The sequence below is a fragment of the Thermacetogenium phaeum DSM 12270 genome (assembly GCF_000305935.1).
Classification (GTDB): domain Bacteria; phylum Bacillota; class DSM-12270; order Thermacetogeniales; family Thermacetogeniaceae; genus Thermacetogenium; species Thermacetogenium phaeum.
In genome coordinates this window covers 2,020,206-2,042,411 of the sequence record NC_018870.1, presented here as the reverse complement: position 1 = coordinate 2,042,411, position 22,206 = coordinate 2,020,206, and the positions used below count along the sequence as shown (strand labels likewise).

General features: G+C 50.1%; 22 protein-coding genes and 1 pseudogene. 16 read left to right on the top strand and 7 right to left on the bottom strand.

Going from position 1 to position 22,206, the window contains the following annotated elements; genetic code table 11:
* Window positions 1–6 precede the first annotated feature (6 nt).
* The 3 genes from TPH_RS10010 to TPH_RS10000 all read right to left on the bottom strand — a co-directional run bounded on the left by TPH_RS10010 (window position 7) and on the right by TPH_RS10000 (window position 2,785).
* Window positions 7–1,113 (bottom strand): ABC transporter ATP-binding protein, encoded by a 1,107-nt coding sequence (locus TPH_RS10010; protein WP_015051087.1) that lies wholly within the window; start codon window positions 1,111–1,113, stop codon window positions 7–9.
* A 20-nt stretch (window positions 1,114–1,133) separates the two neighbouring features.
* Complete coding sequence (locus TPH_RS10005) at window positions 1,134–2,048, bottom strand: ABC transporter substrate-binding protein (RefSeq protein ID WP_015051086.1); 915 nt, start codon at window positions 2,046–2,048, stop codon at window positions 1,134–1,136.
* 89 nt (window positions 2,049–2,137) lie between these two features.
* The gene (locus tag TPH_RS10000) at window positions 2,138–2,785 is read right to left on the bottom strand and encodes an ABC transporter permease (RefSeq protein WP_015051085.1); all 648 of its coding nucleotides are present in this window, start codon (window positions 2,783–2,785) and stop codon (window positions 2,138–2,140) included.
* A 480-nt stretch (window positions 2,786–3,265) separates the two neighbouring features.
* Here TPH_RS10000 and TPH_RS09995 point away from each other — a divergent pair, with 480 nt between their 5' ends.
* Together TPH_RS09995 and TPH_RS09990 are read left to right on the top strand one after the other, a co-directional pair.
* Complete coding sequence (locus TPH_RS09995) at window positions 3,266–3,445, top strand: BCCT family transporter (RefSeq protein ID WP_037998936.1); 180 nt, start codon at window positions 3,266–3,268, stop codon at window positions 3,443–3,445.
* Window positions 3,446–3,950: 505 nt separating this feature from the next.
* On the top strand, window positions 3,951–5,264 hold the full coding sequence (locus TPH_RS09990; RefSeq protein WP_236608784.1) for a PocR ligand-binding domain-containing protein: 1,314 nt from the start codon (window positions 3,951–3,953) through the stop codon (window positions 5,262–5,264).
* Window positions 5,265–5,283: 19 nt separating this feature from the next.
* Here TPH_RS09990 and TPH_RS09985 read toward each other — a convergent pair whose 3' ends face one another.
* Window positions 5,284–5,934, bottom strand: coding sequence for a corrinoid protein (locus TPH_RS09985; RefSeq protein WP_015051082.1), 651 nt, complete (start codon window positions 5,932–5,934; stop codon window positions 5,284–5,286).
* Window positions 5,935–5,961: 27 nt separating this feature from the next.
* The gene (locus tag TPH_RS09980; protein WP_015051081.1) at window positions 5,962–6,177 is read right to left on the bottom strand and encodes a hypothetical protein; all 216 of its coding nucleotides are present in this window, start codon (window positions 6,175–6,177) and stop codon (window positions 5,962–5,964) included.
* 105 nt (window positions 6,178–6,282) lie between these two features.
* Here TPH_RS09980 and TPH_RS09975 point away from each other — a divergent pair, with 105 nt between their 5' ends.
* The 5 genes and pseudogenes from TPH_RS09975 to TPH_RS16565 all read left to right on the top strand — a co-directional run.
* The gene (locus TPH_RS09975) at window positions 6,283–7,503 is read left to right on the top strand and encodes an IS110 family RNA-guided transposase (RefSeq protein WP_015051080.1); all 1,221 of its coding nucleotides are present in this window, start codon (window positions 6,283–6,285) and stop codon (window positions 7,501–7,503) included.
* Window positions 7,504–7,938: 435 nt separating this feature from the next.
* Window positions 7,939–8,427: a hypothetical protein gene (locus TPH_RS09970; protein ID WP_015051079.1), complete on the top strand. Its 489-nt coding sequence runs from the start codon at window positions 7,939–7,941 to the stop codon at window positions 8,425–8,427.
* 469 nt (window positions 8,428–8,896) lie between these two features.
* On the top strand, window positions 8,897–9,295 hold the full coding sequence (locus tag TPH_RS09965) for a P-loop domain-containing protein (protein ID WP_015051077.1): 399 nt from the start codon (window positions 8,897–8,899) through the stop codon (window positions 9,293–9,295).
* 424 nt (window positions 9,296–9,719) lie between these two features.
* Entirely contained in the window at window positions 9,720–11,051 is a 1,332-nt protein-coding gene (locus TPH_RS09960; RefSeq protein ID WP_015051076.1) for a transposase, read from the top strand.
* 248 nt (window positions 11,052–11,299) lie between these two features.
* A pseudogene (locus tag TPH_RS16565) lies at window positions 11,300–11,359 on the top strand (hypothetical protein); the annotation flags it as partial.
* A 395-nt stretch (window positions 11,360–11,754) separates the two neighbouring features.
* Here TPH_RS16565 and TPH_RS09950 read toward each other — a convergent pair.
* Window positions 11,755–12,387 (bottom strand): HD-GYP domain-containing protein, encoded by a 633-nt coding sequence (locus TPH_RS09950; RefSeq protein WP_269077469.1) that lies wholly within the window; start codon window positions 12,385–12,387, stop codon window positions 11,755–11,757.
* Window positions 12,388–12,467: 80 nt separating this feature from the next.
* Here TPH_RS09950 and TPH_RS14835 point away from each other — a divergent pair, with 80 nt between their 5' ends.
* The 4 genes from TPH_RS14835 (at window position 12,468) to TPH_RS09935 (ending at window position 16,623) form a co-directional block, all read left to right on the top strand.
* Window positions 12,468–12,605, top strand: a complete 138-nt coding sequence (locus tag TPH_RS14835) for a type I restriction enzyme endonuclease domain-containing protein (protein WP_081578655.1) — start codon at window positions 12,468–12,470, stop codon at window positions 12,603–12,605.
* 38 nt (window positions 12,606–12,643) lie between these two features.
* Complete coding sequence (locus TPH_RS09945; protein ID WP_015051072.1) at window positions 12,644–14,365, top strand: GmrSD restriction endonuclease domain-containing protein; 1,722 nt, start codon at window positions 12,644–12,646, stop codon at window positions 14,363–14,365.
* Between the two features lie 240 nt (window positions 14,366–14,605).
* Window positions 14,606–14,791 carry a hypothetical protein gene (locus TPH_RS09940; protein ID WP_015051071.1) on the top strand — a complete coding sequence of 62 codons (186 nt, stop codon included), beginning with the start codon at window positions 14,606–14,608 and terminating at the stop codon, window positions 14,789–14,791.
* 389 nt (window positions 14,792–15,180) lie between these two features.
* Entirely contained in the window at window positions 15,181–16,623 is a 1,443-nt protein-coding gene (locus TPH_RS09935; protein ID WP_015050843.1) for an ISLre2-like element ISTph1 family transposase, read from the top strand.
* 402 nt (window positions 16,624–17,025) lie between these two features.
* Here TPH_RS09935 and TPH_RS15705 read toward each other — a convergent pair whose 3' ends face one another.
* Entirely contained in the window at window positions 17,026–17,430 is a 405-nt protein-coding gene (locus TPH_RS15705) for a hypothetical protein (RefSeq protein WP_015051070.1), read from the bottom strand.
* A 594-nt stretch (window positions 17,431–18,024) separates the two neighbouring features.
* On the opposite strand from TPH_RS15705, the gene TPH_RS09925 reads away from it, so the two are divergent.
* The 5 genes from TPH_RS09925 (at window position 18,025) to TPH_RS16215 (ending at window position 22,180) form a co-directional block, all read left to right on the top strand.
* Complete coding sequence (locus TPH_RS09925) at window positions 18,025–18,315, top strand: UPF0175 family protein (RefSeq protein ID WP_015051069.1); 291 nt, start codon at window positions 18,025–18,027, stop codon at window positions 18,313–18,315.
* The gene (locus TPH_RS09920) at window positions 18,299–18,781 is read left to right on the top strand and encodes a DUF3368 domain-containing protein (protein WP_015051068.1); all 483 of its coding nucleotides are present in this window, start codon (window positions 18,299–18,301) and stop codon (window positions 18,779–18,781) included. The genes TPH_RS09925 and TPH_RS09920 overlap by 17 nt, the downstream gene beginning before the upstream one ends.
* A 467-nt stretch (window positions 18,782–19,248) precedes the next feature.
* On the top strand, window positions 19,249–20,310 hold the full coding sequence (locus tag TPH_RS09915) for an SWIM zinc finger family protein (protein ID WP_015051067.1): 1,062 nt from the start codon (window positions 19,249–19,251) through the stop codon (window positions 20,308–20,310).
* Window positions 20,311–21,008: 698 nt separating this feature from the next.
* Complete coding sequence (locus tag TPH_RS09910) at window positions 21,009–21,854, top strand: hypothetical protein (RefSeq protein ID WP_158502682.1); 846 nt, start codon at window positions 21,009–21,011, stop codon at window positions 21,852–21,854.
* Window positions 21,855–22,051: 197 nt separating this feature from the next.
* Window positions 22,052–22,180: a hypothetical protein gene (locus tag TPH_RS16215; RefSeq protein ID WP_269077468.1), complete on the top strand. Its 129-nt coding sequence runs from the start codon at window positions 22,052–22,054 to the stop codon at window positions 22,178–22,180.
* The last annotated feature ends 26 nt before the right edge of the window (window positions 22,181–22,206 follow it).

Genomic DNA, 22,206 nt, shown 5'->3' with positions numbered 1-22,206 from the left:
TCCTCCTTATGACGTTACCAGGGACACGCAGCCTTCAAATGTTACAATCCCCAAAAATTTGTTTTCATTGTCAACAACCGGCAACCACGTTCGCCCTCCCCAAAGCATTTCCTCGATGGCTCTTTTCACTGACACCCTGCTTTCCAGACACGTCGACGGTAATGGCAGAATTTTTTCTTCTCTGATTTTTCTACCTGCATCCAGATCATTAAAATTAACGTATCCTAAACACGAATTGTTTTTATCCACAAGAAACGCAAACTCCCATTTCTGCTCTTTGGAAAGCTCTTCGACGGGTAATGTCTTTTCCTCAATGAAAAGCCGGGGGGCACTCCTGTCAATTATTTGAGCTATCGGAACGGCATTGAGAGCATCGAAGATGGCGTTCTTACCAATAAATCTCCTGACGAACTCATCCTCTTCTTTTACGATCTCCATAGCTGTTCCCGTTGTAATGAGTTTACCCTTTCGCATGATGGCAATTCGATTGCCCAGTTTAAATGCTTCCTGGATGTCATGTGTGACGAAAATGATGGTTTTTTGGATTGTTTCCTGTAGCTTCAACAACTCATTTTGAAGTTGCCCCCGGGCAATTGGATCCACAGCACCAAAAGGTTCATCCATTAGCAATATTTCCGGATCAGCAGCTAAGGCCCTTGCCACGCCAACCCTCTGTTGCTGTCCCCCACTTAACTCCCGCGGATAACGATCGAGATAACTCACAGGAAGCCCAACCGTTTGAATGAGTTCCTCTGCACGCTCTCTCTGTTTCTTTTTAGGATACTTTTTGAGCTGGAGGACGAAAGCGATGTTATCCCTGATCTTCAAATGGGGTAACAAGCCGATGTATTGGATTACATAGCCAATTGAGCGACGAAGCTCGACCGGGTCGAGCTTCGTCACATCCTCACCTTTTACGAAAATTTTACCTTCACTATGTGGTATCAGCTGGTTGATCATCTTGAGAGTGGTTGTTTTGCCACACCCGGAGGGCCCAATCAGGACAAATATTTCACCTTTTTTTACTCCGAAACTCACTCCATCTACTACTTTATCGTTGCCGTAAACCTTGCTTACATTTTCAAGTGCTACCATTACGTTATTGTACTTCATTCCCTTCGCCGCCTTTCAGCCTATATGAGTCCTTTGGATTTCAAGAATTCTCTTGCTACCTCAGCAGGGTCTTTTTTCTCCACCTCAACCTGATAGTTCAGATCTATCATCGTTTTTTCATCAATAGCTCCGAAAAGAGGCTTCAAGGCTTTCTCTTCTATTTCAGGGTGTTTTTTCAGAATCTCACTTCGCACGACGTACATTGCATCATAGGGCGGGAAAAAGTTTTTATCATCCTGCAGCACCGTGAAGTTGTACTCTTTCAAACGTCCGTCAGTTGAAAAGCAGGTGGTAACGTCCCCCTGTCCCTGCGCAAGAGCTTCATAGAAGAAATTGGTATCAACCATCTTCTTTTTGAGATTTAATCCGTAAGTTTTCTGGAGCCCTGGATACACGTCGGGTCTCGTCCAGGTTGTAGAGTCACCAACCAGGGTTAATCCAGGGTGCTTGGCTAAATCTGATATTGTGGTGATATTCAGCTCTTCTGCCTTTTCCTTTGGCATTGCTATAGCAAAAGTATTCTGGAAGCCAAGCGGCGGGAGACAGGCGATTTTAAATTTGTCCTGGTAGTCCTCCTTAACCCTGTTATAAATCTCCTCCCTATCGTGCAGTACGGGTTGTTTTAACACCACCATCCACGCAGTACCGGTATATTCCGGATAGAGATCGATTTGCCCTGACACCAGAGCGGGATGCAAGAGTTCAGTTGCGCCCATCCCGATTTTGCTCGTGTCCACATCTAAACCTGCTTTCTCTTTTAGGAGAATTGCAGCCATATGAGCCAAAATATATGATTCGGCGAATTGCTTGCTGGCAATCACTATTTTGTCCTCTGAGGTCTGAGCTTCTTCCTTTCCGCAGCCGCCAACAAACCCTATTGAGAAGATAAAAACCAACAAGATAGCCCAGCATATTGACTTACGCCATTTCATCATAAATAAATTCAACTCCCTTTTGATGATTTTGATAGAAATTTTAGGTTTTGTGAGACCAAAAAACTAAACACTTAATTACAGTTTTACTGTTAAGCCAGCCCTGCCTTCATCCTGAGGTGACGTTCAACATAACCCAGTATTTGGTCAAACAATACAGCCATTAATGCGACGGGAATGGTTCCTGCCAGTACCATTCGGTTGTCCATCATTGAAATCCCGGTAAAAATCAGCTCTCCTAAGCCGCCTCCTCCGACAAGGGCACCAAACGTTGCTATCCCAACGGTCAGGACGGTAATAGTCCGCACGCTGGCCATAATTACGGGAAATGCTAGCGGAAGTTCAACCCTGACGAGAAGTTGAAACGGAGTGGCTCCCATTCCAATAGCGGCTTCCTTTACTGCCGGGTCTATTCCGGCCAATCCTGCACATGTGTTTCGTAAAACCGGCAACCAGGAGTATATTACTAGCGCCACAACCGTCGGAAGCCATCCCAACCCCAGAAATGGAAGGAGAAAGCCTAACATCGCCAGGGAAGGAACAGTATACAGAATTCCTGCCATATCAATTACCAGAGCACTCAGTTTTGGACTGCGAGAAATGATTATTCCAAGAGGGACAGCGGTTAGGGTGCCAATGAGTACCCCCAGGAATGAGAGCCAAAGATGTTGACCCGTCAAAATGGCTATATCACTTTTTGTCTCCCAAAAATACCTCACGAAGTCTATTACCTGTTCCATGTGTGCTATAAACCTCTTTTCATATCTCAAAACAGTGTTAGGGTATTTCGAACAGACAACTTATTATACATAAAAAGTTGCTTATTGCTATCTATAATGCTATACAATGTCTAATCCGGTTGCAAACCACGAGAGCTGGCGATAGGTCCAGTGATTCAGCAATATTCATTATTTTCAATACTGATCTCAAAATAGTTTCGGTTTGAGCCTCCTTCCTGGAGGTTTTCTGTAGCCGCCGCTACTTGGGCGCACAGCCTTTGCTGTTTTGAGTGATTCACCGGTCAACATTATGGTCAATATTCTACACGCCTGTTGATTTGCTCAACGCACGGGGTGTCAAGAAATTTCACAGGTAAACTGCCGCTCGGTGGGTAATTGATCTGTCGACAGAGATAAAAGAAAGGAGTGAAAGGCTAAGATGAGGGTTCTTCAGGGCTGTTGAGAAATCATCTTGGGAGGAAACCAGCATTCGGGTGGCGGATGGGCCGTTTAAGTGCGGCGAACGAAGAGCAGGTGGTTTTGATGAAGCCGAAGGGCGTTGGAGGCGGCCTAACCGGTCTGCAGACGGCCTCAATTGTGGCGGCTTTTCCCTTTATGCTGATCATGGTAGCCATGTGTGTTTCCCTCGTCAAACTTCTGAACAGCGAGCGAGAAAAATAAACGGCTCTGAGAGCGCTCTTCAATGAGAAACTGCCTTCCTAAGCTAACAGCTGTGTTCAGGTGATATCTTGAGGTCAAAATAGTGCACATCAACAGGTTTATATCAACAACGGATTGTTAGAAAAATCACTACCCGGAAAGGCTTTTCCCGGATAGAATAACAGTAGAAAGCACCAGTAAAAATACTAGCAGTGTTCACTTGCGACCTTCTCAAGGTTCACACCACTAATCACAGCCTGCAAATCAACTTCCCTCCCCCGATTTCACGGGGGAATTTTTTTACGTGCACCTTTCCCTCGTTGTCGAAGCCGTTCCACCTCTAATCCTTTGGAAGTGTTGGCTGTAGTTAATTTTCCCGAGATTCTTGCTCCTGAGGCTTTGCGTTCTGATGGCCTGATTTTCTGGTAGATCTTGACCCTTGATGATTATCGAAAAGGAAATAAAAAGGGAAGTGTATAATATCTAAAGTGGTGTACTTTCTGAGGCAATGGATGGGGGGGTTGGTTTGTTCGCTAGTCTCGGTGAAGATGTGGGAAAGCAGGCGGGCATGGAAAGGGTTATTGAAAGACAGTTGTTACAGCGGCTGTTAGATTCTTTTTCTACTGCCACCAGGCTTTTTGTTGCCGTGACCGATGTTGACGGCGAGGTTATACTCACATCCAGGCAGGGAGACTGCGAATTCTGCCGTCTGGTAAAAGAGGATCCCGTCGGCAGAGAACGCTGTCGTGGTTCGTACGCCCGTGCCGGTAAACAGGCGAAAAGGTGGAACGAGCCCTATTTCTTCAGATGCCATGCGGGACTGATCGCATGGGCTTGCCCTATTCTTATGAACGACAATCATGTGGGTAATATGATCTGCGGACATGTCCTGATGTGGGAGCCTGAGGAGCTCTTCTGGCTGGAAATGAAGGAGTCGATCAGTGACCTTGGACAGGACAGCGAGGTTCTTTTGGGGGCGGCGCGCAAGCTGGAGGTTGTTTCGGCAACTCAGGCGCAGGCGGCTGCAGACCTGCTCTTTATCATCGCTAATTATCTGGCAAAGGCCGGTACGGAGCTTTTTGACTACCAGCGGAAGCTGCGTGAAGTGGGTTCCTGGCTCTGGGAGGAGAACTACCGGCGCGGAGATGCCGTGAGAGCTGATGGCAGCGAAGCGGCCACTCGTTTCTTCGATCTGGAAAGGAGGTTTTTCGCGGAGATCCGCCAGACGAACATCGAAAAGGCCAGAAAGCTGCTGGAGAGCCTTGCTCTGGAATTGTTTACCCGCAGCAAGGGGCAGATCGAAGTCATTAAGGGGTCTTGCATCGAATTCATCGGTTCGCTGGCCCGGCTGGCCACGGAATGCGGAATTAAATTCGAGAAATCGTTCAGGTTCGATATGCTGAAATTGAATGAGCTTGAGGAGGCCGATACGGTGGAGAAGGTTTTTCTATGGCTTTTGTCCACCGGGAACGCCTACATCGATCTCCTTGCCGGGCAAAAGGAAGACGAAGGTGAGGCCGTGATCAACAAGGCCGTGGCCTACATCGAGAACAACTACAGCTCTCCAGACCTATCCCTCGAAGAGATATCGAAAAACTGCTATATCAGCCCTGCCTATTTGAGCAGACTCTTCAAAAAGAAAAAGGGATATACTCTTATGGAGCATATCAGAAATGTCCGGATCGACAGGGCCAAGATCCTGTTACAGGATCGTGACAGGACGATGAGTGAAATCGCCCGAAGTGTGGGCTACAGTGATCGCACCTATTTCTGCAAGATTTTTAAGCAGGTCGTCGGCTTGAGCCCTAACGAATACAGGAAAAAGTTCTTGCTTCGATAACCGGCCCGGGACTTGGCGCTCAGCCGTTGTGTCTGTTTAAAAGGTTGTGCACCACCTTAATGGCTTCGTGGGGATTATCGGCATAGGCGTCTGCCCCGATGGAGTCGGCAAATTCCTGGGTGACGGGGCCACCCCCGACGATTACCTTGACACAGTCGCGCAGTTGATGGACGTAAAGCATCTCAATGACGTTGGACATTTCCCCCATGGTGGTGGTGAGCAGGGCGGACATGGCGAGCAGGTTGGGCTTATGCTGTTTTACGGCCTGAATGAAATCGAGCGTGGTGACGTCAACTCCTAGATCGATTACCTCGTATCCTGCGAATTCGAGAAAGAGAGCGACCATGTTCTTTCCGATGTCGTGAATGTCCCCGGCCACCGTGCCGATGACAATTCTTTTTCCCCCGGCTGGCCGTTTGTAGGGTTTGAGGGCGTGAAGTCCGGCCTTGATGGCGCGGGAGGCGAGCAGTACATCGGGGATGTAGAAGACCGCGCCCTGAAATTGTGCGGCTACCTGCCTTGTGGTGGGTATTAAGACCTCCTCCAGGATCTCTTCAGCGCTCATGCTCATCTTCAACCCTGTGTCAATCAGTCGGGCCACCTCATTGGCCTCACCGTTTAAAATTGCCGAGTTTATTTTTCTGAAAATAATAGTGCGGTTGTTTTTCAACCCGGTTACCTCCTTATCTTCTGCTGTTCAGGCCGGCGTATATATATCCTCTTCTCCGACGGCACCGGGATTCCTGCTGTTTTTGGCATAATAGACCTCCATGTTGATTTTTAGCAACACCAACAGAGGATGAAAATCGGGTCGTGTTGAACTATCCTTATTGCGGCTGGCGATGAGAGGTCGATAATACCTGGAGTTTTCAAGCCCGAATAGTAGACAGACCCCGGCGGCCTGGTGCACCACAGATTGTTGCTCCCTTTCTGGGAAGCACGCAGGGTAGATTAAGCCCTAAAAAGGCTGCTGCACCAGCCGCAACAAAAACTGCCGCCGCGAAAGGAGTACCTTTAAGTGGACATCATTTATGAGCGCTGTTGTGGTCTAGATGTGCACAAAAAGAGCGTTACGGCTTGCATCATCACTCCTGAAGGCAAAGAACTCAAAACCTTTGGAACCATGACCGATGACCTGGTGGCCCTGGTTCAGTGGATCAAAGAGAAAGGCTGCACCCACGTGGCCATGGAAAGCACCGGCGTGTACTGGAAACCGATTTACAACCTCCTGGAGATGGAGGAAATCACTACCCTTGTGGTCAACGCTCAACACTTCAAGGCAGTGGCCGGCCGGAAGACTGACTTGAAAGATGCTGAGTGGCTCGCTGACCTTCTCCGGCACGGGCTTCTGCAAGGAAGCTACATTCCCGACCGGGAGCAGAGGGAGTTAAGGGAGTTGGTTCGCTACCGGAAGAGCCTGATCAACGAGCGTGCCCGGGAAGTCAACCGCCTGCAAAAAGTTTTGGAGGGGGCCAACATCAAGCTTTCCTCTGTGGCCAGCGACGTTCTGGGGGCCTCTGGGCGCTCCATGATCGAGGCCATTATTCACGGCATAGATGACCCCGCCTTTCTGGCCGGACTGGCCCGGGGACGGATGAAGAGCAAGAAGGAGCAGTTGGAAAAAGCCCTTAGCGGTTTAATCGGCCCCCACCAGAGGATGCTTTTGGCTGTTATCTTAGAACATATTGACTTCTTAGACCGGCAAATTGCCCGTTTAGACCAGGAGATCGAGGAGCGGATGCGCCCTTTTGAAGAAGCCCTGGCCCTTTTGGACACCATTCCCGGCGTGGGCAGGCGTGCCGCCGAGCAAATCCTGGCCGAAATCGGGACCAACATGGAGCGTTTTCCTACCGCTGCCCACCTGGCTTCTTGGGCGGGGATGTGCCCGGGCAACAACGAGAGCGCTGGAAAGCGCAAATCAGGCCGGACACGCAAAGGAAATAATTCCTTACGCAATATCCTGGTGGAAGTTGCTCGGGCTGCCGGGAGAACCAAAAACACCTACCTGTCTTCCAAGTACCACCGGATTGCCGCCCGGCGGGGGGCCAACCGGGCGGCCGTAGCTGTTGGCCACACCATCCTGGTGATCGTTTACCATGTTTTAAAAAGGCGCACACCGTACATCGAACTAGGTGCTGACTATTTTGACCGGCTCAAAAAAGATGCCATTGTCTACCGGGCGGTTAAGAAACTTGAGTCTTTGGGATACAAGGTTTCGTTGGAACGGGATGTTGCCTAAGTTTCTTGGTCTGCACCATCTCTCGTAACAGATTGCCTTTGGCGGTTATTGACTATTGCGTTAGGTTATTTTCAGGGTAGAATTGCATAAAATGGCAGCCAAAAATGCATAGCATGGCGCGTATAAAAGGGGGCCGGCCCTGAAGAGTTTTATAAGGCATTTATGAGTAAATTAAAAAATGCCCAATCTTTTGTGGCATAATCTCCATAATTAGGGGGGTCCGGGAAAATTCTTTGTATCCAATGAGTTTGACAACAGGCCCATGTTTATGAAAGCCTACGGTAACTACCATAGGAGCAGGAAAAAACGAAAAAAGATAGAACCTCCAATGGTAGAAAGGGAAAACCGTACCCGATGAACTTTTTGAAAAAACTGGGCTAGCAAAACTATAGTGCAATCTAGATGTAGCGACAGTTGAAGGGGGTTATATGGCCAATGGGAAATAAAGCGACCTCCAGGGTTAACAGGTTTATAAGTTGCGAGGGCGTAGTTTACATGTTGCTATGCGGAATAGCCCTTCTAGTGTTGAGTTCATGCGGCCAGAAAAGTTTAGCCGAGGAAATTCAACTCGATTTGGATAAAGTTACTGAAGTGCGTATTCAAACTGCTCGACAATTAAGTCAGGCCGCAGCTCCACAAGGTTCTTTAAAGTGGCATCAGATCTCTGGGGGAAAAGAGTTAACTTCATTTATCGAATTATTGGGGAAAGCTAAAAGGATCGAGAAAGCCCATACCCCATTTCCTTTAGGGGATGGTCTAATAACGCTCGTTTCGAAAACTCACGGTTTATATGGACTTAGATACTTTATTAAAGACCGCAAGTTGTTAGATATTCATAAAGGTATATGGTATTCATTTCCAGAAGGGTTAGATGGGGTTCTGAATCATTTAGAGGCAATCCCTATTGTAAGGAAGTGGAATTGACTACCCTGATAATGGACAATACAGATTCTGGGTGCTACTGTAATATGAGGGGCGGATGGAATATAAAACGTGTTGTAAAGCTGGTGGCATTGATAGGGGGTTATAATGGGGAGGGTTATCCTTAAGCCCAAGCTGATGCGCAATGCGACGCCGGTACTTAAGTATAGAACTCCTGTTACCTGGCCGGCCACTGAGGCCAGGATAAGTATCACCAAGGATCCTGTCAGTTGGTTGGCTTCCATAAAAGCGCGTACGCGGGCCGTTTGTAGGGTTTGAGGGCGTGAAGTCCGGCCTTGATGGCGCGGGAGGCGAGCAGTACATCGGCCTCGTGGAAGGAGGGACTGACGCAGCGGTTTCCTCCGGTGTAATAATTAGGGCGGCAGTTAAATAAAATAAGATGTATAGAGGCAAGGCGTCTCGAAGGGATGCCTTTTTTGTTTAATACTTGACAGCCGGGGGAGGTTGTGGGATGAAAAAGGGGAAAGTGAAGATGTTTTTTCCCGGGGGGAATACCTGTCGGGGATTCTATTCCTTTTACGACAATATTATCGATGAGAAGGCGGCCCATATCTTTGTGCTCAAAGGGGGGCCGGGGGTCGGTAAGTCCACCTTTATGAAGAAAATCGCAGCGGAACTGCTGGAGCTGGGTTTTGATCTGGAGTACCACTGGTGCTCATCGGACAGTGAATCCCTGGACGCGCTGGTTGTTCCCGCCCTGGGCGTGGCTCTGCTCGACGGGACGGCACCCCATGGGGTCGTGTTTACCAAAGAAACAGCGGACGAGCCTTTGAAAATCATGCAAAATGTATTGCTTGAACGTTGGTTCCACGAAAATGTAGCTCCCCGGGTCTTCAATCGCGCCTTTTGAAATCAATTGGTCAATACCACGTTTGACCCTATTGGGTGAATTCTCTCTTCGTTAGCCGTGATACTCACCACTTTAGTGAGATTTTATCACCGGTATTGTGATATAGTACCAGCGTTTTTCCAGTTAACCTGGCAGGCGCTATTAAAACCACATCTGTAATAACTACCACACCTTAAAGGAGCCAATTGCGATGACCGGAAGTAAAGATGAATAGGACGTTTGAGGGCAATGGCGAAAAAAATTTACCCCGGTGCGATCCAGGTTTTATGCTGGTTGTGGGTATGGGCAAACGGTCTTTTGGCAAAATTGACCCCACAGAAGAAAAACGAAGGAATGGAGAGAAACAACGGGAAATAAAAAGGGAAACCTCTCTTTATAGCGAATTCTTTTTTAAACACCCAAAAAACCAAAGGAGGTTTCCCTTATGGCTATTATACCACAACAACGCCTCTTTGGGTGGCGAGAAATAGATGAACTGGGCGATCTGGAGCGCCTGGCATTGGTACTCCGTCATCTGCCTGATGAAGAGCTGATGCGCAAACTGGAGCGGGAACGGGCAAAAGGCCGAAATGATTACCCGATTCGTGCGGTCTGGAACTCGGTAGTGGCGGGGGTAGTCTTCCAACATCCATCCATTGAGAGCCTGCGGCGGGAACTGGCCCGCAACGCCCAACTGCGGGACATTTGTGGCTTCGACCCGTGTTTGGGAGAGCGGGCAGTTCCACCGGCTTACGTATACAGCCGCTTTCTGGGGAAACTTATGTGGTACTCCGGCGAAATAGAAAGAATGTTTGACCGGCTGGTGGAAAAAGTGAGCACACTGCTACCGGATTTCGGGCGGGTTTTGGCAATGGACAGCAAACCCATAAATAGTCTGGCCCGGGGCAGAAAAAAGGACGAAGAAGAAAAGCCCCGAAAGCCCGATGGGCGCCGCGACACCGATGCCGACTTTGGCAAGAAAACGTACCGGGGGCGAAGAAAAGACGGAACACTGTGGGAGAAAGTAGTTTCATGGTTTGGCTATAAGCTTCATCTTATAGTTGATGCTGTCTATGAATTACCCGTAAGCTTTTCAGTAACGAAAGCATCTGCCAGCGATATCCAAGAGGGGCATCAACTGATTGCGCGACTAGAAGAACAACAGCCGGAGATTATAGAACGTTGTGAAGTGCTAACAGCGGATAAAGGGTACGACGACACGAAACTAATCGTGAACCTGTGGGACGAACACCAGATCAAGCCGGTGATTGACATCCGCGACATGTGGCGGGACGGTGAAGACACACGGCTTTTAACAGGGAAAGACAATATCGTTTACGACTGCAGGGGAACGGTCTATTGCTACTGTCCCGAAACCAACAAGCGCCGGGAGATGGCCTTTGGGGGTTTTGAAAAGGGCAGGGAAACTCTGAAGTATCGCTGTCCGGCCCGGCACTACGGGGTGGAATGTCAGGGGATGGAGCGATGCCCCGCAGCTTGCGGTGTACGCGTTCCTCTTGCTGAAGACCGGCGGATCTTCACCCCCTTGGCGCGGTCCAGCTACAAGTGGAAGAGAACCTACAAGAAGCGTACAGCCGTGGAAAGAGTGAACGCCCGCCTGGACGAGGCCTTTGGATTTGAAAAACACTTCATCCGGGGCCTGCAAAAAATGAAGCTGCGCTGTGCGTTAGCGCTAACCATAATGCTGGCCATGGCGGTGGGCCGGATACAGGAAAAACAAGGAATGAATATGAGGAGCCTGGTGAAGGCGGCCTGACGCCGGCACTCTAGAAAAACAAAAAAACAAATGGATGATGCACCAAGGGGTAAGTATGCCCTTTTCGTGGAAATAATGTTTAATATCGGTTTGAAAGTGCTGCATTTTTGCTCAAAAAACCGCAGTGTTGGTGTTTGCTGTTTACACCGAAGTTAAAAAATGTTTACAGCGCAAATAGCTTTAAAGGAGCAGCCCTTTCCCAGCTCCCGTATCTATGATATAATGTCACTTTTTTTGGCTCTCAGGCCAGGGGTACCGCAGGAGAAGAATCCGATATTGATCCGATATTGACCTTTTGGTCGTCGTAGAAAAGCTGGATAGAAACATTCGTGAAACTATTATTGACGAAGCTTATAACGTGGGTTTGGAAGAAGATGTAGATTTGATCGCGCTTCCCTGCGACATTCAAGAATTTACTTCTCCTTTATTTCAGGCAGATGCTTTTTACAGAAACGTGCAAAATGACGGGGTGGTTATCAGGTGAGTGATATACAATTGAAACAGGACCTCGCCAGAGCAAAGATGGAAAAAGCGCGGGAAGCATGGGGGAGGAAGCACTGTGGTGTTTCAAGGGCGAAAAGTATCCGGCAACCGTAAATAGACTTTACTATTCCATTTTTATAAATCGCAGTCTGTAAATTTGCTCTGGAAAGGCAGCTCTTTCGTGGGCAGTCGAACTGCCGGGATTGGAAAGGCGGCATGGTCATGAAGGTTGCTGCCCGGCCGGTGGGGCGGGCTCCTCTTGAACGGACTCCGTCTCCCACTCTGTGCCGATTGCTTTAACGTCAACACATTTGGTAACAAAAAGCTCGGCCAGGTGTGGGTCGAACTGTCGACCCGCTTCTTTTTTGACTATTTCTATGGCTTCCTGGTACGTCCTGGCCCGGCGGTAGGGGCGGTTGGTGATCATGGCGTCAAAACTGTCGGCAAGGGCAATAATGCGGGCGCCCAAAGGGATTTCCTCGCCTGCCAGGCCGTCGGGGTATCCTTGCCCGTCGTAGCGCTCATGGTGGTGCCGGATCAGGGGCACTATCTCTTCTAAGGATTTGATCTGCCGCACGATGTCGGCGCCGGTAACCGGGTGGCGCTGGCACACCTTCTTCTCCGCGTCGCTCAGCGGCCCGGGTTTGTTCAGAATTTCTTCCGGGATATCCACTTTCCCAAGATCGTGGAGGAAGGCGGCCAATCTGATTTTTTTTACCTCCTCCTGCGCCAGTCCCGCCGCCTGAGCCAAAGCGGTGGCGTAATGGGCCACCATTTCGGAGTGGCCGTAGGTGGCGGGTAAGGAGATAAGTAATCTTTTCCTTGATTTTTTAAACCTCGGGAGCCCATTCAAGTATCTTCTATGCGATCGCCCGCGAACTGGTGGCGGCGATCAAGAAGAACCTTAGCATCGACTGAACCAACCACGAGAATGTGAAGGCGGAGATCCGGGCGACGGTGAAGCGGTTGCTGCGCCGCTACGGGTACAAGCCAGCGACGTGCGAGACGCTGATGGTCGTGATTATGGAGCAGGCGGAAAGCCTCTACCGCGACTGGCCGGAAGTGACGTAGGGTTTCGGAAGGCCGGAGATAAGGGATGGTGAAGCATCTTGGATATCACGCCTGACAAGAAAAGGTTGCTTGACCTGGTGGAGCGGGCGAGAAGTGGGGATATCGCCCTGCCCGAGTTTCAGCGCAACTTTGTCTGGACCCGGGATGATGTGAGGGACATCCTGACCTCGGTACTGAAGGGTTACTTCATCGGTTCGTTTCTTCTTTTGAAAGTGGATGCGGAGAGCAGTCCCTTCGCTTTCCGGGCCGTGGCCGGTGTAGAGAAGCTGGCGGAGCAGCTCAAGCCAGACTGGCTGATTCTCGATGGGCAACAGCGGTTAACCTCCCTGCATTACGCTTTTGCAGCGCCACCGCTTCCTTTAAAATGGACCAAGTATCCCTACCGTTTTTTCTTAGACTTAAGCAAGATCAGTGCTGGTGACCTGGATGCGGCCATCTTCAGCGAACGAGCCGACCTGAGCGGGCGTTACCTGGACAAAGACTACCAGTTTGAAAACCTGATTGTTCCGTTCACGGAACTGTCGCAATGGGAAAACTGGCTCAACGATTACGAACGCTGGCTGATTGAGCGCGACCAGGAGCGGTACTTTAACGAGTACTTTAAGGTGCATAAGCCGGTGTGGAACCGCGCCGTTGGGGTCATCCGGCAGTTCTATGTACCGACGATTGAAATTCCGAAGGTAAAGCCTGACGATGCTGACGGTATTGCCGAAATATGCGCCATATTCGAGAAGCTCAACAGTACCGGGGTGGCTCTTTCGGTATATGACCTTTTGACTGCCCGGTTATACAGTTTCGGTGTTGACCTGCACCGGCTCTGGCAGCAGGCGATGGAAGATAATGAATTGCTCCGCCAGTTCTCGGGCGGAGATCCGGATATTTACGGGGTTCTGGTGTTGCGTGCATTAGCGCTTATTCGGGAACAGGAGGTTAAAAGTAAGTCCCTAATTAACCTGCGGCCGGAAGGCTTCGAAAAAGATTGGCACACCGCCGTACTTTACATGGAAAAAGCCCTCAAGCGCACCACTTCGACGAGTCAGGACGGGTTCGGCGCTTTTGCGCAAAAGTGGCTCCCGTATTCGACAATGATGCCGGTGCTGGCTGCTCTTCTCTACCGGATCGACCGGGATAAACTGGATAATCGGGCTTACCGCGGGGTGAAAAAGTGGTACTGGGGTTCGGTTTTTCTTGAGCGGTACGCCGGGGCCGTGGAGAGCATTACGCTTGCTGATTACCGGGATCTGACCGAATGGTTCGGCGACCCTAACCGTCAACCGCTTGTTTTTGAACAAATAGAACGCAATATCCTTCACAATCCTAATTTTTCGCTGCGTGATACGGCGCGGGTTAATGCTGTTTACCGGGGCGTAATTGATCTGGTTGCCATTCAAGGGGCGAAAGACTTTCGGGCCGACGATGCGATCGAATTTCACGCGCTGGACGACCACCACATTTTCCCGCGGGCCTTCTTAGCATCGGTGAAAGATGTAGAAGGTAACAGTAAGTACAAAAACCCGGATATCAATACGGTGCTTAACCGGACGCTGATTTCCCAGGCGGCAAACCGCCGGATCAGCCGAATGAAGCCGAGCGAGTACCTGGCCAAGCTGGTCCCGCCGGAAAGGAAGCAAGAAATTATGGCAACCCATCTGATTGACGAGGCGGCGCTGGCGGCGATGGAAAGGGACGATTACGAAGGCTTTTTAAAAGCGCGGGAGAGGCGTATTATGGCGGTGTTGCAGATGTATCTGAAGATTTAGTTCGGGGGGGGAACCCTGGTGCCGGCAGGGGTGATGCGTCTAATGGGTAAGGATGTTAAGCCGGAGTTCGACACTACCGAGGCATTCAGAGCGAAATTTTTGCAAAGATTTTTCCCCAGGCACCGGTGGGGAATTTTTTATATTAATTCCGATACTCCGCGTGTCTGATTATTCCATATTTTCTTTTATCTGGTTTATGATAAAACTTCTTCAACCGATATATGATGGATTAAAAGATCCATGTACAGACGCATTGTTAAAGTTAGGGATCTCCCATACATGCAGGTGGTACACAACTATTATGTTAGCGGAGAGTACCCCAGACAACAAGTAATTTCATCGCTGGGACGCCATGATGAAGACCATTACCGGCAGATCCAAGATATCCTCCGGGACATGCAGAAACTGAAACGATGCAGGAAGTAATAGGCGAGATCAAGAATCCTCCGATACTCCCGGGTATGGGATCCTGCCGTAGGTTTAGTCTGGCCGGGGGCCAGAAAGGGTTAAGGAGGTGCACTGGTGGGACGAGCCAAGGAATACCGTCAGCGCCTGAAATACCAGGTGGCATCAGCCCGCAAGAAGACCATGAGAGCATGCTCGCCGTTGGTTTTGTCGAGGAACTCGGCATGAGCGAGACCGAGGCCCGGTTGCTGGGGTACCGGACCGCCAGGTGGATTTTAAATCAGCCGGGGGTGCGGCAGAGTAGTGGCCATGTAAAATTTCAGTAGGTAAAAGAAGGGGATCGGCTTCTTAAAAAGAAAAGAGACCTCGGCACCCAAAATCTATCACCCCAAAAAGGAGTGTGAGGTCTCATGTTAGATATTCGCCACATAGTGGGGGCAGTCCTTCTTTTTGTCAAAGGTTTAGTCAAATTAATTGGAGAGTGCGAAGACTTCTCTGAGCTTGAGAAAGGGGTTCACGAACTCTGCCAGGACGTGTGTAACCAGATTTTCACCTGGGCATTAGAAAAGATCGATACCCGTCTGATGAATGAACGAGACCGGAGCATCTGGGAGGTTGTCGGTTTTCGGACAAAAACAGCCATCAGCACCTTTGGGGAATTTCCCTTAAAAAGGCGCCTGTACAGGAACAAAGAAACCGGGGAAACCAAATTCTTTTTAGACGAACTGCTGGGCTGGCCGGAGCGGGCCAGGGTTACTCCTTACCTCAAAGAGTTGGCAATCAAACTAAGCACCGAACTTTCCTTTGGCCGGGCAGCGGAGATATTGAGTTATCTTGTACCTAAATTAAGCACCATGACCATCTGGCATATCACCCAAGAAGCAGGCGAAATACTGCAGCGAGAAGGGGAAGAGAAGAGAGCGGCGGTATTTGAAGACGGAGGAGCACCAGGTGGGAAAGAAGTGGTTGGGGAGTTGCATATTGAAGGTGATGGAGTGATAGTCAATCTGCAACGGGAAAAAGAGAAGCGAGGAGAAATCAAACACATAGTAACCTACGAAGGGAAGAAACAAGTTAGCCGGAACCGCTTTGCTCTGCAAAACAAGCTTGTTGTAAGCACCCTAAGTGAAGGACAAGTGGCCTGGGAAGAGAGCTATGCTCGGGCTGGGGGGAAATGGGATTTAGAACAGATCAAAGAGATCTACATAGGTGGCGATGGAGCAAAATGGATCAAAGAGGGGCTGGAATACTTCCCCGGTGCTGTATACTGCTTAGACCCATACCATCTAAACAGGCATTTAACCGAAGCCCTCTGGTATGACGAAGAAACCTTTCAGAAAGTAGGCGCAGCCATCTCTCATAGCAACTGGCAGGAAACCCAAGCAATACTCACAGAAGCAATCAAAAAAACCAGAGGCAACCGGAAAAAGAGGCTCATCAAGCTATTGCATTATCTTGAAGAGAACTGGACGGGGATTATTAACTCGGCAGGAGCAAAACGTTTAGGAACCATCGAAGGGCAGATTCAGCACAACGTAGCACGGCGGATGAAACGCCTGGGGGCCAAGTGGACCACAACCGGAGGAGACCGGATGGCCCGGCTTCTGGCTGCCAAAGCAAACGGAGAGCTTAGCAATTATGCTTCGCGCTGGCCAGTGGAACATGGAAAGCTGAAGGAAATAGCGCAGATAAAACCGGTAGAAAAGTCGGTAGAAAAACAAAAAGCCGGAGAAATAGGGGAATGGCTGCAGGCGACAATACCGGCATTAAAAGGGCCTTTTGCGGATCGTCCCTGGATAAAACATGTTTTACGGGAACTGACCCGGCCGGAATTTGCTGCTCTTATTTGCTAACCGGTTTTCCGAGAAGCACTGATAGCTTGGCCTCTGCATGTGTTAAATGTTTTGCGAGGGGGTAACGTGTTATTGTTGTCTGTTCCTCCTAGCTACCTGGTTGTCAAGTTTATCTCAACAATCTTCAGTTAAATTCAAGGTCAAAGCCATTGCTTTGAAGCTTAAGGTTTTGAACGTCGAGGTCTCTTAAGGGGAAAAATTTCCCTTTAATACGGGCAAACAAAATTTTTTGTGTACTACTCCAATAGGCTGAAATTATTTCTATACCGGTCAAACTTCGGACGTAGCGCCACCGTGCCGTCTGCCCTGACGTTGCGTTGATAGTGTACCGTTCCGCGTTTTCCTACAGTTTGCCGAAAGAAGCAGTACTGCGAAAAATGCGGCCTTCACGTCCAGTATTTCTCACGGATTTTCACCCCTTCCAAGGACAGCTCTCGTAAGCTCCTGGACTTCCCCCGCAAGGGATTCGAAGAGACGCCGCAATTCGGAATTAATTCCAGTATAAGGTCTTCTCCAGGGCGATAAGCCCTTCCATGCCCTCAATTGGCCTGCCAACCACAGGTACCGGTCGAGTTCCCGGGTGGTCACGGGAAAATCCAGGGCATCCTTCAACGCTGAAAAGCCCGCCGCAAACTGCTCATACGAGAGCCCTTCCCTGCCCTTCCCATTCAAATGGTATGTGAGCATCTTAACCGCATACGAGTCGTAAATCGGGAATTGATTCGGATCAATAAAAAAGTGGGCGAATTTGGACGCAAAACTCCGAAACGTCCATGTTATGTGCTTTGACCCCCTGACAAATTTCACCTTTGCCAGCTCCTCTACGAGGGCGGGAGTAGCCGGTACCGTGGTATTTCCCAAGACGCTGCATAAGTGTTCGGCCACCTCTGCTACGGCGTAAACCTGGGTTCCGTAGAGGGCGTTGACGGCTGCCGCTTTGAGCAGGGTCGATTTAAAATCGAAGCCCGGAAAAGACCGGGCAAGGGAATCCAGCGCCTCATCCGTCGCCTGCTACCCCTTGCATTTCTGGTACAACTGCAGGGCAGCTTCCATCTGCCGGCGCTGGAGAGGAACGGCCGGTTTTTTAGCCATTACTCACTTCATCTCCTTTATTAGTCACTGTTACCCGGGCAGCTGTTTTTGGCTTAAGCGGTCTTTCTACTCGGCTGATGTCTATGGCTGCCACCATCATCGTTATCATTATAATACTGTATAATACTGTATTTTCCCTTTTCTTTCCTCACTATTGACTTCCTGCCAGCCACAAGCAAGCCTTATAAGCTGTTACAGATTTTTTCAAGGTGACAATATCACAGATGGATTATAATAAATATAAAGTTGAGGACGTGTATCTCTTATGGTATGATTTTACTAAAATTGGTATTACCGGGAGGCGATAAAATGCCGGACCAAACTATAAGGATTGATCTCGAGTTGCCAAAAGAACTGTTCATCAAAGGCCGGGAATCGGCTCAACGGGTAAAAATGGAGGCATTGAAGAGGCTGGCGGCAACCTTTTACGCAGATGGGAGTTTATCCCTGGGCAAGGCGGCGGAACTGGCCAACGTTTCCAAACAGGAATTCCTCGGTTTCTTGGCCGCACATAACATTCCTCTCAACTATGATCTCGACGAGCTAGAGGAAGACCTGGCGACCATTAAGGAGTTTTTGCAAAATGAAAGTGGTCTCTAACTCGACACCACTTATTGCTTTAGCTCGGATTAAGCAAGTAAACCTCCTGCATGCCGTATTTGGACGAATTATTATTCCTCAAGGTGTATATAATGAAGTGGTACTACAGGGAACTGAACTTCCCGGTGTGAAAGAAATCAGAGAAGCTACCTGGATCGAGACCCTCCAAGTACAAAACGCTCTGGCGGTTTCCTTACTTAGAACCGACCTTGATCGAGGAGAAGCGGAAGCCATCGTTTTAGCCAAGGAAGTTAAGGCGGATTATCTTTTAGTTGACGAGAAAAAAGCCCGACGTATCGCCAGAAACTCGGGCTTAAGGGTTATGGGTACCTTAGGTGTTGTGGCGCTTGGTGTGAAAAAGGGGTTATTGCCTGCTATTGACCCAATCCTCGATAGCCTGGAACAGAATGGTTTCCGCTTTAGCGAAAGGGTAAGAACAAAAGTCAAGGAAGAAATTTGGAAATAAACTGACGGCGAAAACTTATACCAGACCCTTCGCCAGGAAGGTGAAGGGGTTTTTTGCCGGGTAATCTGGCAACCCGCACTGGAAGGTGCGGCTGAACTGGCAGGAGTCAGCAGAGGTCATGGTACCCCTTTCAGACGTCAAAGAGGGGGAAGGACTGAACATAAGGACAGGGGGGCTCCATATGAGTTCGAGAGAAGGGCGACGACAGCCGAAAATCCCGAGAGGGAGCTACCCATGGGAGGGAAGCAGTGAAACTGCGGGGGACTGTGGGAGCGCCTAGCACTTCTCCGGCACGAATAGAAGAGCAACCCTGCGGAGGCAGTACCGGTTTCCTTGCCGGTTTCTTTTTTCCTGGTAGAATGATACCGGGCAGAGGTGCCGGTTCTCGCCGGCTTGGACGGGAAGAAAAGCAAGGTATTGCTTGGCGTTGTTTGAGGATAAAACGGGGGCAGGAGAAAGGTGAGTTTATGGACGGCAGCAATTTCTCATGGTTAACGGAGGAATACATTCGTCAACTGGCGGACGGGCAAAGTTTTGAGCGCGGGATGAATTACTACGCCGGCGGAAACGTTCGCTATCCCCTCCGGCAGGGGATGGAACTGAGCGGTGAGTGCTATGGGTCACAGTCGAAGCCGTACAGGGTCAGGGTTGTTTTGAGTAATAACGGCATCCGGGAGGCATTCTGTACCTGTCCCCGGGGAGGGTTTTGCAAACATATCGTTGCTCTCTTGCTGACCTATGTTCATGAACCGGATTCTTTTAAGGTTTTAACGTCACTGGACGCCATGCTTGCCCGGCTCAGCAGGGAAGAACTCATTTCTCTGATCGGCGATATGGTTCAGCGGGAGCCGTCTTTGTCGGCTGTCGTCGATTTGGCTGTGGCTACGGCCGGCGGGCGGTCTCCGGATATGGCGGCATTGAACCGAGAAGTGAAGAGGGCGTTGAGCCTGGACGACCCCTTTGAAATAGAGACTGGCCTGCGGAACATCTTGCGAACGGCCGAGCGCCTGGAACAGAAAGAAGACTGGCCGGAGGCAGGCGCGGTCTACCAGACGGTGCTTGACGCTCTGACGGAGATTTATGGCAATGAGTTGTTGAGCATGGACGATGATGGAGCTATCGCCGCCATTGCCTGTGAATGTGTGGAGGGATTGAGCGAGTGCCTTAATCGAGGTGATTGCGACCGCGAGACGCGGCAAGCCTGGTTGATGTCCCTTATGAAGGCCGAACTAGCTGACATAGAAATGGGTGGTGTCGATTTTGCCGGTGATGCCCTGGATGCCATATTCGAGCATGCCGGCGAGCAGGATTGGGAGCTGCTTCGGGAATGCCTATGTGAACATATCCCGAAAAGCGGCGAATGGGAGCGGAAGAAGCTGGTAGGGATACTGGTAGCCTGGGAGGAAAGGAACGGCCGCCATGAGCAGGCCAGGCGGTTAATCCAGGAAATGGGAACCGCAGAACAGCGAGAAACCTCTATGAACGCCTGGGTGAACAGGCGGACTGGAAAAACTACATCACCGCCCTAAAGAATAAGTATGCCCGTTTCTCCGCTCTGCATGGGGAATTAAGAAAAGCCGGCTTATAAGGGTGACAGGGGGAGGTAGGCCTTGGCCGGGGCGTCCGGCCTGTGGTGTTGAAAGAGACGATCATTATGAAAGAAAGTGGTTGAGCGTCCGGCAGGCCGCCGACCATCTGGGCGTTGCCCGTAGCCCTATCTGCAAGTGGTCGCGGCAGGAGAGGTTTTCCATCTAGAAGCTGGGGGAAAGGGAGTGCAGGTGCGCCTGAGGATCTGAAAGCGCTGCTGGCAGAAGAGGTTAATGGGTGGTTGATTTATTGAAGAGCAGGATGGCTGCTTGCCGGGATTGGGCATTTGTTGCAGGGCAGACCACCATGCCGCCAGCGGCAGCACCAACAGAGTATAAAAATACCCGACGGGTCTACCGGCGAGCGACCTATGGAAGGCCGGGTAACAGGACAGGCGAAGCGAGGATGACAGGTCGGGATGCGAGTACAGACACCTTAAGAGTTTCGATGGAATGGATTTGTAGCGAGGCCAAACGCTGCGATTGGCAGAAGCAGTTCGCAACTTGTTACGCAGCATCCCAGAGCTGTCCCGAAGCGAGCCGTCGTCCTGTCCGACAGATTTCCCGTCCCCGGGATGGGACAAAGTGAAAGGATGCTGCAAAAAATTCAAAATTTTTTGGAAGATCGGGATTTTGAGAGCATGGATGAGGCCAACGCTTTTCTGGAGGGGATAACGGCGAAATTGAATGCTGGTGAGGAGCCGGAAGTCGACGACATGTCTCCCGACAAAAGGGCACAGGAACTTATCTACGATGCCTGGGAAGCGAAGCGGCGGGAGGAGCGGCTGAAGCTCGCCGAGCAGGCATTGGCGCTTTATCCCGAATGCGCCGATGCCTATGTTATTTTGGCAGAGGATAAGGCGCGTACCCTTGAAGAGGCAAAAGAGTTCTATGCTCTGGGGGTTGCAGCCGGGGAAAGGGCTTTGGGGGAAAAGTTTTTTAGGGAAAATAAGGGCAGCTTCTGGGGAATTCTTAAGACCAGAGGTTATATGAGGGCGCGGCAGGGGCTTTACCGGTGCCTCTGGAGCCTCGGGCAAAAGGAGGAAGCTATAGCCCACTGCGAGGAAATGCTCAGTCTAAATCCCAACGACAACCAGGGCGTGCGTTACGACCTGGCGGCCTACCTCTTCGAGACAAATGACCTGGACAGGCTGAGCAGGCTGATTAAAAAATATACCGGCGACAGCTCTGCCTTTTGGCAGTACAGCCGCGCTCTGCTGGCTTATTACCAGAGCGGTGAAAACAAGAAGGCAAACCGGGAGCTCCGGCGAGCCCTTGAAAAAAATCCCTTTGTTCCCGCTTATCTCTTGGAAGGGAGGGCACTCCCCAAAGAACTGCCTGAGTTCTACGCCTTTGGCAGTCACGAAGAGGCCATACTTTATGTTGCCTCTTTTTACGGGGGCTGGTACAGAAAACCGGACTCCCTGCTCTGGCTAGCCCGTGGAACGGCGGTTTTACTGGCGGACTTATGTGAAGAGGACGAATAAAATCTTTGGCAAGGTCTGAGACAAGGGGACGGTTCTTTTGTCTACGGTCTAAGGCTGCCGGACTCCAGAAAAACCTCCTGGGTAATCTCAGTGACTTCGGTAACAGGTAGTGCCTGTATCTTTGCCAATACCTGTTCGCTTATCTCCGGGCCTGCTTAGCGATAGATACCGTAGTAAACCTCCAGGAGGTTTAGCCGGTGCAGGAACAAATTGGGCTCCTGATGATTGGATTTTCGCAGCAGTTCTTCCACAACATCCGCACCAGCTTCGCGCAGTTCCTTCGTTTTCTTAGAAATGGTAATTATTTCTCCCCGGGTCGTCCCTAGACGCCTCCAGCATAAACTGAATTAAT